General features: G+C 37.9%; 6 protein-coding genes. All 6 read left to right on the forward strand.

Annotated elements, in window-relative coordinates; translation table 11 throughout:
* The first annotated feature begins 40 nt into the window (after positions 1 to 40).
* A complete protein-coding gene (locus DKB62_RS10425; protein ID WP_107196386.1) occupies positions 41 to 3,286 on the forward strand; it encodes an ATP-binding protein in 3,246 nt (1,081 codons plus the stop codon).
* 10 nt (positions 3,287 to 3,296) lie between these two features.
* Complete coding sequence (locus DKB62_RS10430) at positions 3,297 to 3,872, forward strand: DUF7680 family protein (RefSeq protein ID WP_107196387.1); 576 nt, start codon at positions 3,297 to 3,299, stop codon at positions 3,870 to 3,872.
* Between the two features lie 10 nt (positions 3,873 to 3,882).
* Positions 3,883 to 6,969 carry a DUF1156 domain-containing protein gene (locus DKB62_RS10435; RefSeq protein ID WP_107196388.1) on the forward strand — a complete coding sequence of 1,029 codons (3,087 nt, stop codon included), beginning with the start codon at positions 3,883 to 3,885 and terminating at the stop codon, positions 6,967 to 6,969.
* Positions 6,970 to 6,995: 26 nt separating this feature from the next.
* A complete protein-coding gene (locus DKB62_RS10440) occupies positions 6,996 to 10,829 on the forward strand; it encodes a helicase-related protein (RefSeq protein WP_157949728.1) in 3,834 nt (1,277 codons plus the stop codon).
* Between the two features lie 651 nt (positions 10,830 to 11,480).
* Complete coding sequence (locus DKB62_RS12730) at positions 11,481 to 11,960, forward strand: AlbA family DNA-binding domain-containing protein (protein ID WP_198643526.1); 480 nt, start codon at positions 11,481 to 11,483, stop codon at positions 11,958 to 11,960.
* Entirely contained in the window at positions 11,957 to 12,892 is a 936-nt protein-coding gene (locus tag DKB62_RS12735; protein WP_198643527.1) for an ATP-binding protein, read from the forward strand. Before DKB62_RS12730 ends, DKB62_RS12735 begins: the two co-directional genes overlap by 4 nt.
* The last annotated feature ends 202 nt before the right edge of the window (positions 12,893 to 13,094 follow it).

The following is a 13,094-nucleotide window of genomic DNA, read 5'->3' on the forward strand; positions in this document are numbered from 1 at the left end:
AATCTATGGTCTGATATATTAATTGGAATGGGGAATAAAAATGAAGAATGTATTAGAAGCATGTGTGCCAAGAAAAAGTATCAAACAAGGAACATTTAATCCGGAAATATTTACAGCTTCACTAGATCCGGTTATTCAGTACTATCACCATACTGGCAATGATTATATTGATAGTTTGTATACTGATGCTGAAATGTTTTTTCGAGAAGCTACTTATCCTACAGATGGATTGAGGCAAACTGTAGGTAGTGTTTTTAGGCGCATTAGTGGCGATTCGTCAGTGCCTGCTATTTACCGATTGGAAACGTCTTTTGGAGGTGGCAAAACGCATACACTTATTGCTTGTGTACATATTGCATATAAGGGTAAAGAACTAAAAAATGTTACACGGGATATAGTGAATGAAAAATATTTACCTGAACCAGGAAGTGTTATTGTTGTTGGTATTGCAGGAGATAATTTATCTGTTCAGAAAGTTAAGGGTGAACAATTGATTCCCTATACTATATGGGGAGAGATGGCATATCAAATAGGTGGAGAAACATTATATACGGAAGTTCAAGGTGAAGCAGAATCTATGGCTTCTCCTGGAAAGCCCTTTTTTGATAAAGTATTAGGTAACAAAAAAATTATTATTATGTTGGATGAATTAGCTCAATATGCAGCACGTTTAGAAGCTGCGTTGCCTAGTAAAGGTGCTGATCAGCTTAGTGCGTTTTTGATGTCTCTAAATAATTATGCGAAAACACATACGGGTATCTCTGTTATCGTTACGTTGGCAAGCGCTGCTGATGCTTTTTCTAAACAAACAAAAGCACTAACAGAAAAATTAAACGAAATTAGGGAAAAAGAATTGTCCGGAGATGAAGCCGTCGCTTTTGCAGAACGCGCCAATAAAAGTGTAATGAGCGTTGTCAGTCGGGAAGCGACAGTTGTTACGCCTGTGCAAGCGAGTGAAATTTCTCGTGTATTAGGAAAACGTTTATTTGAATCTATTGATAGCGAGGCCGCACATGGCGTTATGCAAGCCTATACAGAGCTTTATCAAAGAAATATGACGTTATTGCCAGAAGAAGCAAATAACGTAAATTTTCAGCAACGAATTTTAGAAAACTATCCGTTCCATCCTAAATTAGTAGACTTTTTAAATCAAAAGTTAGCGCTGGCAGAAAACTTTCAGGGAACTCGTGGTGTTCTTCGCGTATTAGCATTAACTGTGCGTGCGATTTGGGAAAATAAACTTCCTGTATATTTAATTCATGCTAGTGACATTGATTTACGAAAGCCAGCCATTGTTGATGAAATTTTAGGGAAAACGGGAAGTTCTGATTTACGCAATGTCTTGAATACAGATATTGGTAGTATTGAAACGAAAAATCTTGTCGGTGGGAAAAGTCAAGCACAATTAGCAGATGAAAGAAATCCTCATCCCGATGGTATACCGATGTACGAGTTGACTTGGAAAACCGTATTTTTAAATAGTTTAGTAGGAAGAGCCGAAGGAAAACGATCTAAAGTATTTGGAATTAATCAGCGAGATGCTGTTTTTATGACTAGTTCTCCAAGGTTGACGCCTACACAAGTTAAAACTGCATTAGACGCTATTACGCAGGATGCTTTTTATCTTCGATGTGAAGATGGGAAATATTTTGCTCATCAAGACCCAACTATTAATAGCGTATTAGCCAGAATTAGGCAAAATGTTAGTTCTGGAGAAGTTCATAATAAATTAAAAAGTATTGTTAGTCCTATGATACAAGATGACTCGATATTTCATATTGAGCATGACGTACATCTACCACAAGATATTCCAGATAATCAAGAACGGTTAACGGTAGCTGTAGTTAGCTTAGATGTAGAAGAGATTGATCCAATGGTTTTTTATGAAACTAAAGGGCCTAATCTTCCTCGAACATATCAGAATATGATGGTCATGTTGATACCCAAAACCTCTCATGTATTGACAAATGGTAATGAGATGGATTTGTTTGAAAATGGTAATAGTATTAGGGCGAATAAAAATAATGTGGAGGTCATTGCGAGACAAGTGATAGCTATGCAAAAATTGCAGGCTAACCCACAATCATTCGGTATTAATCCGAGCCAACTGAATGATCCCGAGTTTATAGAACGGAAAAGAGATAGAGAATTGGGATTAGTTTCAGAAGTATCTAATTTATATAATAGTGTATATTTTGCCAAAGGAAATAACATCGAACATAGTGAGTTGCGAGGAACATCAACAGAAAGAGGCGCAGCGTTTTTAACGCAAATTGTGAATATTTTGCGAACTGAAGGACAGATTCTTTCGGATACAGAAGAATTTAAGACATCGGAATTACAATCTTTGGCACAACAGTTTTTCTTCCGTACAAAAGACCATATTAAAGTACGGGATGTATTGCAATTTTTACGTACAAACCGCTCGTGGCCTATGCTTCCCCAAAAGAACATATTAGAAAAAATAGTAAGAGAAGGAGTGAAAAAAGGTTGCTGGGTTATTTATAAGATGAGCCAACATGCCGAGGAAACGCAGCCAGAAGAAATATATACACAAGAAAAAACAGTTAGTTTAGACATTAGTCTATTTAATGATGGGTATTCACTTATGCCAGTTGAAAAAGCAAAAATTCGGGGATGGCTAGATAAAGATAAAGTACCTAGTGAAAAAGTCAAAACAGCGCTTGAAGAAATCCTTCAATCTAATGGGGATGCTACTGTTGGGTCATTGATTAGTGCAGTGCAGACAAAGTATAATAACGTTGGAGAAAATCAAGTAAAAGGTTGTCTGCGAGAAATGGTAAATACGTCAGCATATAGCGTGTATAATGGGCAAGCTGGGCAAACCGAACGTCCAGAATTTATTGATTCGTATGACATATCTTTCAATGATTTTGAGTCAACCGATGTCATTATTACAAAAGATGCTGTAAGTGAACGCGGGTGGTCAACCACATTTACTGCGAATACATTGCTGTCTGGGATTAGTGCGAAGGATACAGCAAAAAAAATATACCCTCTGTTAAATAAATTAAGCAGTTGGTATACACGGGGAAAAGCGAAAACCAATATAAAATATTTAAGTTTTGGGGGGCTACAATTGCCAAGTGGAGCTACCTTGCGAGTAGATTTTGGAAATTTAACACCTAGGGATATTAAAGAATTAGATGAATTTTTTGCAATACTTACTCACGTGGCTAAGTTGTCAGATAGCACAGATGCAGAGATTGAGTTAGATGATACTACTGATGATTCAGATGAATTGATTAAACAATTAAAGATGTAAGGAGCATATTATGCCGGAATTAACGCAAAAACAACGTCGTATTGTACACGAGATGAGTCCGTTACTAAAAACAGCGCCGTGGATTATGCGAGTTACGATGCGGAAGGAGTTTACAGGGCCAGTGCTGGAACTTTGCGAACGCTATACGACAGAACGGAATACAGCCAAATTACGTGACTATGGGCGAATTTATAACACAAGTTTACGAGCTTGTAAACAGGCAATTCGCGTGATGCTGACTCAAGTGTATGATACGGCAGGAAGACCACTGGGGCTTCAGGATTTGATTGATGATACGATTATTTTTCGAGGAAATATACCTCTTAATGAGACGATCGGGGCGAAGCTGGCGTTATTGGCAAAGCTTCATCCACAAGTTCGGCGGCAGGATAGATTGGAACTTATGGCTTGGCGAATTGAGCGATTTAGTAGAGAAGAGACGTTGTATTGGCTAACAAAAGTCAGCGTTCCTACCTATGGCAAGCGAAGTATAGAATGGGCTAAGGCCGGATTGCGCCTTATGTTGGCTGGTCGACAAAATGATGAAAAAGAAATACAGACCTTATTAGAAAGACTACGAAAGTGAGGGATTTTGTATGGAATATGAAGAAAAGTTGATTGAGGGAAATTTTCCTTGTCAACAAGTGGGAGCGGAAACAAAAAGAGAACGCGATACGGGAACGGCACCCCCGACTCATCGTCTTCATGTGTGGTGGGCTCGCAGACCGTTGACTCCAAGCCGCGCCGCTATTTTGGGAAGTATTTTACCTGCCAGCACTGATACGGAAATGTTTTTGAAAGAATTGGGAATTAGAAAATATCAATTACATCTTAACGGGACGACAGTAGATATACCAAAAGCATTTATTGAAGAAAATGGAAGTAGTCTTAAATGGTCTAGGGAGTTGGAACGAATTTTTACTAACGACAACAAAATTCGTGGACAATTAAGTGAAGCTTTAGATTCACTTTTTTCTGTTAATCCAGAATTTCGACACGTTGAAGCTATTGAAAAATTGCAAGAAAGAGCTCAATGTATTGATATTTCAGAAATAGATAAATTGCAAACATTTAAAGCAATAGAAGTGGCAGCTGATCCGGCTTGGTTCAATGAAGTACTTAATATTTTTAGTGCTAGTGGTATTCGTTTGCCGAACTTATATGGATATGATAGAGCTTATACGAATTGTGCAATAAAGTATTACCCTAACTATACTGTATTAGATCCGACGGCGGGGGGAGGTTCCATTCCCTTTGAGGCAATGCGATTAGGCTGTAAAGTTATTGCAAATGATTTAAATCCAGTGGCTACAGGTATTGAATATGCTAGTCTAAAATATCCGGTAGTTTTGAAAGCTGATTTAATTAGTGAACTGAAGTCATATAGTGAAAAAATGATTATGCGCGTTTCAGAAAAAATGAAGGAATTTTTTCAAGTAATGCGTGAAGATTCAATTCATGATTTGTCATACTTATATTGTCGCGAAGTAACGTGTCCTCATTGTGGGGAACGGGCACCATTATTAAATTCATTTGCTTTATCGAAGAAAAAAGATGGTTGGATGGTACTCCCCAAAATTGAAGGATTACCTGGTCATAAAACCGTTCGATGGATTCCAGTGCGTTTACAAAATGGAAAAGGCCCTCATGGAGAAAATCCTGAAGAGGGGACTGTAAAGAATGGTGTCGGGCGTTGTATTCATTGTGGACAAGCGATTGAAAGCGAAGAAATTAAACGTCAGGCTCGTGGTGAGTCTGAATACGGTACATGGGCAGATAAATTATACTGTGTTGTTGCTGTTAGAATACAACCTAAAAAAGATAAGCAAGGCAATATTATGCGTTACGCGTCAGGTGCGCATAAAGGCGAAATTCGCACGGAAAAAGTTACTTTTTTCCGTGAACCGACAGCTGATGATTTTGCAGCGCTGAAAAGAGCAGAGCAAGCCCTTAAAGATAACTGGAGTCATTGGGAAGACATGGATTTAATTCCTACTGAAAAGATACCGGAAGGTCATAAAACTGTTGAATTATTAAAAGTAGGGGTTACTCATTGGTGTGACATGTTTACGCCGCGGCAATTAGTAGGCCACGTAACTGCCATGGAAACCTTACATGATATGATGCCCGAGATTTGGAATCATGAAGGTACGGAAAAAGGAAACGCTATTATTCATTATTTGCAATATATGATTGATAAGTGCATAGATTATAATAGCAGACAGACTCGATGGATTACGCAACGAGGAAGTGTATCTGGAACTTTTAGTAGGCATGATTTTTCATTAAAATGGACGTTCGGTGAACTCATTTATACAGGACCTAATTCGGGATTAGCTTGGGGAATGAATCAAGTAATAGATGCCTATGCAGGTATTTGCAAATTGCTGAAGGGAAGTCAGGCAAAACCGGCTACCATATTGCATGGCTCTGCAGCTAATATGGCTGTACAAGATAGAAGTGTAGATATTATTTGTGTCGATCCGCCGTATTATAATAACGTGCAGTATGCTGAGTTATCCGATTATTTTTATGTTTGGGAGAAACGAACATTTAGGGCCATATATCCAGAAGTATTTAATCGACGGCTAACGAATAAGCGCGATGAAGCCGTTGCGAATCCGGTTCGCGATGGCTCGGCTGCCAATGCTAATATGGCTTATGAACAACGAATGAGTGAGATATTCGCTGAATGTCGGCGAGTATTAAAAGATAATGGCATATTAACAATGATGTTTACTCACAAAACACAAGCCGCTTGGGAAACGTTGACGCGGGCGTTAATTGAAAATGGATGGATTATTTCTTCTTCTTTTCCTGTAGATTCTGAATTTGCAGCAGCTTTAAACCAAAAAGATTTAGCGGCAGCTGCTAGTTCTATATTTTTAGCTTGCCGAAAACGGATTATGACGGAACGTGAACCGGCAGTTTGGAATGGCTTTGGCGGGACAGGAGTGCGGCAAGAAATTCGGCAAGCTGTAGCAAAAAGTTTGCAGCAATTTTCTGTATTGCATTTAAATGCTGTTGATGAGATGGTGGCTAGTTATGGCAGTGCTTTAAAAGTATTGTCAGAAAATTGGCCGGTTATCGACGGAGATGATGAAGTTACTCCAATACAAGCCATGCGTGAAGCTAGTGCTGTCGTAGCTCAATATCAAATGACGCATATAACAAATGGTCAATTAACGGTCAATGATTTACATTCAGAAGCTGGAATTACGTTGACTTTATTAGGCATTTATGGTACAGAATATTTCCCATATGATGACGCGTTGAGTTTATCTCGCTCCTTGAATATACGGCTAGAAACTCGAAGTGGCGGATATAGCAATGAAGAGGCTATGATCGGCATTAATGATGAACGCAGTGGCAGAAGACAAAGTGGCGATGATGAAGAAGGGTATTATGCACCATTAGTCAAAAAGGGAAGTAAATTGCGACTTGTATTGCCAGAAGAACGAAATCGGCGGCGGTTGGAAAATCCGCAGCAAGAATGGGATATTATGCAGGGAATGATATGCAAATATAGAGAAGGAGATGCGCCTGTTGCACGGGCATACATGCAAAAATATGCTGCTGGTAAAGAGGCAATTCTCTTAGCGATGTTGAAAGTATGGGCCGAAAATTGTGGCAAAGAAGCGTTGCGCAAAGAGGCACAGCGAATGATATTTGATTTGAAATAACAGTGGCAGATTGTGAGGTTGGTGACGTGGAAACTTTTAAAAACTATCAGTGGGAACTTACCTATAGTACGAGTCAAATAAGAGGTGGAAAGCCTGTTGATATCCTTCATGATTTTTATATTCCTGCGTTGCAGCGGGCAGTACAATATGACCGTATGGCAGGATACTTTCGTTCTACGTCACTAGCCGCAGCATCTGAAGGGTACACGGCCTTTTTACAGCATGGCGGGAAAATGAGGTTAATAGTGGGAGCAGATATGGCTGTTGAAGATGTACAGGCCATTTTAGCAGGAAGTCATGAACGAATGACTGTTTGGCTATTAGCTCAATTGGAACATGTTGAACAATGGCCGGAAGAGGTAGTAAATGGCGTTTCTCTGTTAGCACGAATGGTAGCGGAAGAGCGACTAGAAGTACGAGTTGCATTTCGTAAAAACAGTAAAACCGGAGAAGCTATTTCTGTTGATTCTACAGAAGATGGATATGTACATGAAAAATGGTTTATTATGAAGGATGCAGAAGGGAATCGGCTTCGCGGTTCTGGCTCGTTGAATGAATCTAGGACGGCACTGGTGCTAAATGCGGAAAATATCGACGTTAATTGTGACTGGGAAGGAAATAGGGAACGGCAGCGCGTTGATATGTCTGCCGATGAGTTCGAGTTGCTATGGCATAATCGTAATCCCCATATGGTTGTTATACCTCTTCCACAAGCTGTTAAAAAACGATTGGTAAAATTACGCACGTTACGGAGTAAACCAACAGAAATTGATGGGACTGTCCTTTCTGTATCGCAAGATCGTTTTCAAGATGCCATTCCAGAACCTACCGTAGAAGAACTCCTTCGTTTTGCTGTATTACATAACGCTCCCAAAATGCCGGGAGGAATCTATATTGGCATGTATTCAGCACCGGTCAAACCGTGGCCTCATCAGGAAATGGTAAGCCGGCGTTTAATAGAAAGCTGGCCGTATTCGTATTTACTGTGTGATGAAGTTGGGTTAGGAAAAACAATTGAAGCGGCTTTAGCAATCCGAAGTCTAGTATTATCTGGTAGAGTAAAAAATGTATTAATTGCTGCTCCAGCCAGTTTAACAGAACAATGGCAACGTGAACTTTCTGAAAAAGCCATGTTGCGTTTTGCCCGTAGCTTATCTAAACCCACTGGTGGTATTATGCATCAGTATTTGCAGCCTGAAGAAGAGATACTAGATGATACTTTGTATAGTCCCCAGTTGAATATTGTATCTACTGGATTGCTCAGTAGAAAAGAACGGCAGGAAATGCTTGAGAGAGCGAATGGATGGGACATTACGTTGATTGATGAGGCTCATTATGCACGTCGTTCCAATCCTCAAAAAGGATATACTGAAGAACCTAAATATGGTCATTTATATACATGTATTGATAGTCTCCTCCATAAAAAAACGAAAAGTCTCTGGATGGCAACGGCGACGCCAATGCAAATTGATACTATCGAAGTATATGATTTATTGAAACTTACTGGCCGTGTCGGTCCCTTTCAATATGATCCATATTTAACAGAAACGTATTTTGAGCTTTTAGGGAAACTAATACAGAAGAAATTTGATACATCGAATTTAACTAATGAAGAATGGCGTATATTAGGGCGAAGTTTTGATGAACTGAAAAGTAGCGATCCTTATTTAATGAACATATTAGAAAAAACAGTTATCGATTCACGTAATAAGCGTCCTTTAGAAAGTTTGGCATATAATGGCCTACGTTTATCAAGCGACAGAAACTTTTTAGTAAAGCCATTTTTTTCTGCTTCACCATTATCCCGTGTCATGATGCGTCATACTAGAAAGTTATTAGAAGAATACAAAAAACATGGTCAGTTGACTAGTAATTTAGCAAGGCGACGTATATTACCGTTGGCAAGCATTGAATTTTCCCTTAAAGAACAGGAATTTTACGATGCTTTAGAAAAGTATTGTGCCGGATTGTCGCAACAAATACGTAAAAATAATTCCAAATCAGGACAAATGATGATATTTTTATTAAATTTCTTGCAGTTACGCTTTGCATCGAGTTTATATGCGATTCAAAAAACACTGGAAAGACGGCTAAAGCGTGTAAGAGATTCGTTGCAAGTTGAAGGAAAAACATTTATCTCGCAAGATGAATTGGATGATTATTTAGCAGATATAGAAACGGATGAAGATACAAGTGAAAATGACTTTGCGGATATTACTATCGACATGTTATTAAAAGATCGTTCTAAAGCAGATTTAGAATGGGAAAAAGGATGCTTATGTAATATGTTGACACAGCTACAGTCTATATCTGAAACGCCTTCAAAAATAGAGCGGTTATTGCAAATTTTAGAAGGTCGGCGTATTGTTGGTTCCCATAATCGCATGTTGCAGACTGTAATTTTCACAAGGTTTTTTGATAGTCTTTCCAGCATAAAACAATATTTGGATACTCGTGCTCCTGGTCTTCATGTAGGTGTCTTTTCAGGTATGGAAACATGTTATTTTGATGAAGATAAAAATGCCTATGTAAGAGTAACTCGAGAAGCCATTAAGCATTTATTCTTGAAGGGATACATTGATGTATTATTGTGTACAGATGCTGCGGCTGAAGGATTAAATTTGCAAACAGCAGATTTATTGATTAATTTTGATTTAGGCTGGAATCCCATGAAAATTGAGCAACGGATTGGCCGAATTGATCGTATTGGACAAACACATGATGTAGTAAAAGTGTTAAATATGTGCTACTTGGGAAGTACGGAAGAAATTGTTTATGGCCGGCTAACTGAAAGATTACATGAAGCCAATAGTGTTGTTGGAACACAACAAATATCAATGCTACCAATTGAACCTAATGAATTCAGGCAATTGCAAAATCATTCGCTTACGTTGGAAGAATTGACAAAGCGAGCTAAAAAACGTCTTAAAGAAAAGCAAGAAGCAACTGCTAAGATGGAACTTTCTGCGACACAGCAATATGAAATTTATGAAAAAGAACATCAATTTATGATGCAGAAGCATTTTCCTGCTACACTATCTGATTTATGGGATGCACTTATAAAATCGTGTTATTTAAAAAGTTTAGGTGCCCATGTAGAAGATGAAGAGAAGTATGAGTTTTATATTCCTGCTACAGATCAATGGTGTGAAGTACGAGGTACTATGCAACGAGATCATATGAGTTCTGAATTGCCCTTTCTTACTTGGGGAAATTCGACGATAGATAAACTCTTATGTTTTATGACGAAAAAGCTTCAAAACTATATTAGATATGTGCAAAAAATTGTAATTCCTATTGACACTTGGAGTATAGTAGGATATGTTGTTTCTACGACAAATGGGGCAAGGTTAATCACTTCATATGGTGAGCTTGCTGACATAACAGTAGCTGATGAGCCATTGAGTGAGGAAGATATAAAAAAGGCAACAGAAGAGCTGCAAAAGATAGCTGAAGATGAAACTCGGCTATATCAAAGGTATGAACGCATACAACAGACGAATAAAGAGCTAGCCGTATTGCAAAGAGAATTAGTCAGAAATGTGGCAATAGGAATTCTTCAAAAAAAGAGAAAAGAACATGTAGAGAATTTCCAAGATGCGATAAAAGAATTAGAGGAAAATTATCGTAAGCCATATATTATAGATTTGCCAGATACATTTAACTATAAAGAAGGACAATCCTTATTTCAAATTAACACGCAAAATAAAAAATCTAATATTGTAGCTACGCCGGTGCTAACGAGTTCAGCGATTTGGTTATGCCATCGTATTTCAGCAGCTTTACAGAAACATATCAAAAAAAAGGATCAGACATGTGAAAATATTATTTCGCGATTAGAGAGGTTAGGAAAGGAATAAAAATAAGCTGGATGGCGACAGCAACTTATAGTTAAATAATGATCGGATAAAGAATGGCACACTGGAAACGAAGCTATGGAGATTATTTGATTTATGAGAAATGAAGTTCCCCTTGAAATCATGCGAGATGACGTTGCGTTGCCTCGCATGACTACTTTTTCAGGTAAATAATGGAGAGAGGGGGTATAAACGATAGTTGAACAAGAAATTGGTAAGTAATGGTAAGTTTGAATGTTTTGCATATATAATTTAATCGGCTGAAGTAGCCAAAACTATCTAAAATATCAGAATAATTGTATTGTAATGGAGAGCATAGCAATTGGGAAGCCCATTTTGGGCTGAATTATAAATTGGTAAGCGATGGTAAGTAGTGGTAAGTAAATGGCAAGTTAGAACATTTCAAATTATAGATTTGATAGGTATCATTAATATAGGATTTACATGGAGAATGATATAGTAGTATCCTTATGATAAGGCAAAATTTTAATTTGGCAAATTAATCATTTGCTTTGATAAATTACTAGGTAATACGTCTTTTGGTTTGTAGCATGTAATATGTAAAAATGGCGACAGAGTGTTTCAGAAAATTGTCCATCATTTTGTTAGATCAAAAAAATCCCATAAGGGAAAATTTTTCACGGAGAGTATGGCATGGTAAAATCTAAAATAAACCCTATATTGACACTGGATTATATGGTTCGTGAACCTGAAAATAAATATTTTGATCGAAAATCGGCTAAAATAAAACCGTCAGACTTAGCTCCGTTGATTTCTGCTTTTGCTAATGCGGAAGGTGGAACTATTGTCATTGGCATAAATGATAAGATATTGGAAATTGAAGGCGTTTTAGCGGCAGGGGCGGATCGTTTAAATGATTTTATTAACGCGGCTAAAGATTACTGTAAACCGATGCCTAAAAATGAATATGAATACTTGGACGTAGTGAATGGAAAGGGATTGCAAGATAAATTACTTCTTATCCATATTTTTCCTCCTCAAGAGCAAATTATTCAAACTCGCAAGGATGAAACTTGGTTACGCATTGGAGATCGGACAAAAGAAGTTGAAGGTTTGGATTTACGGAATTTGGAATACAGTAAAACACGCGAAGATTTGAAGATGAATGTATGATGGATGCTACTGTCAATGACTTGGATCAAGGGCTTTTGACACAATATAAGCATATTCTAAATGCTGAGCATTTGCCGATGGAACAAGTATTAAAAGCTCGCGGCTTGATGAAAACAGTTGAAGGACAAGATAAACTGACGAATGCAGCCGTTTTGTTATTTGCGGAAAATATCATGCAGTTTTATCCTAATTGTCGTGTTCGGTTTGTACGCTATGAAGGGAATACGGCTAAAGCAGGGACGCAAATTAACATCGTGAAAGATAAAAGTATGGATCACTGTATTTTGAAGTTGGTTGATATTGCGAAGGAATATATTGCGACGCAGCTACAGGAATTTACAGCCCTTGATACGAAAACAGGAACCTTTAAAATCGTACCTGAATATCCTGAATTTGCCTGGCTTGAAGGCATTGTCAATGCTATCGTTCATCGCGAATATGCCTTAGCTGGCGATTATATTTTAGTATCTATGTATGATGACCGCTTGGAAATCAAGAGTCCGGGAAGGTTGCCAAATATCGTTACAGTAGAAAATATTAGGCATACAAGATATGCTCTAAATCCTAAAATATCACGAGTTTTAACGGAATTTGGCTATGTTCGGGAGCTGAATGAAGGTGTCAAACGTATTTATAGCGATATGGAAGCGTTTTTCTTAGATGACCCGAAATATTCAGAACCGGGACAGCAGGCAGTCAAGCTGACACTAAAAAATAATATTGTAATGCGGAAAATTCGGCAAAAAGAGCAGGCCATAGGAAATATAGGTAATGATATATGGGAACAGTTAGATGATTTAGAGCGAGAAATATTAGTTTATATGGGAAGCAGAAGAGCAGTTAGCCGGAAGGAGCTAGAAGAGCAGACAAAAAAAAAGCCGTGGAACGATTCTAAAAAGGCTGAAGCATTTAAGCGATTTGGGGATCATTAAACAAAATGGCCGGCTCAGAGACCCACAACATTCGTATTCCTTAACGTAGACAAAAATAATAGTGAATTAGTAATGTAAGAAAGAAAACAGGGACAATTTTTATTAGTAATACTTGCGTTATAAATATAATATTGAATAGATATTTATCCATGTACTTGAAAATACTTTTTTAGATTACCTGAAGTGGGTAGGTGTACTAAAA

The sequence above is a fragment of the Megasphaera stantonii genome, from assembly GCF_003367905.1.
Classification (GTDB): Bacteria; Bacillota; Negativicutes; order Veillonellales; family Megasphaeraceae; genus Megasphaera; species Megasphaera stantonii.

Bases quoted from the DNA above. Each gene is read 5' to 3' on its own strand.
- DKB62_RS10425 (WP_107196386.1), top strand. From the start codon at position 41: ATGAAGAATGTATTAGAAGCATGTGTGCCAAGAAAAAGTATCAAACAA.
- DKB62_RS10430 (WP_107196387.1), top strand. From the start codon at position 3,297: ATGCCGGAATTAACGCAAAAACAACGTCGTATTGTACACGAGATGAGT.
- DKB62_RS10435 (WP_107196388.1), top strand. From the start codon at position 3,883: ATGGAATATGAAGAAAAGTTGATTGAGGGAAATTTTCCTTGTCAACAA.
- DKB62_RS12730 (WP_198643526.1), top strand. From the start codon at position 11,481: ATGGTAAAATCTAAAATAAACCCTATATTGACACTGGATTATATGGTT.
- DKB62_RS12735 (WP_198643527.1), top strand. From the start codon at position 11,957: ATGATGGATGCTACTGTCAATGACTTGGATCAAGGGCTTTTGACACAA.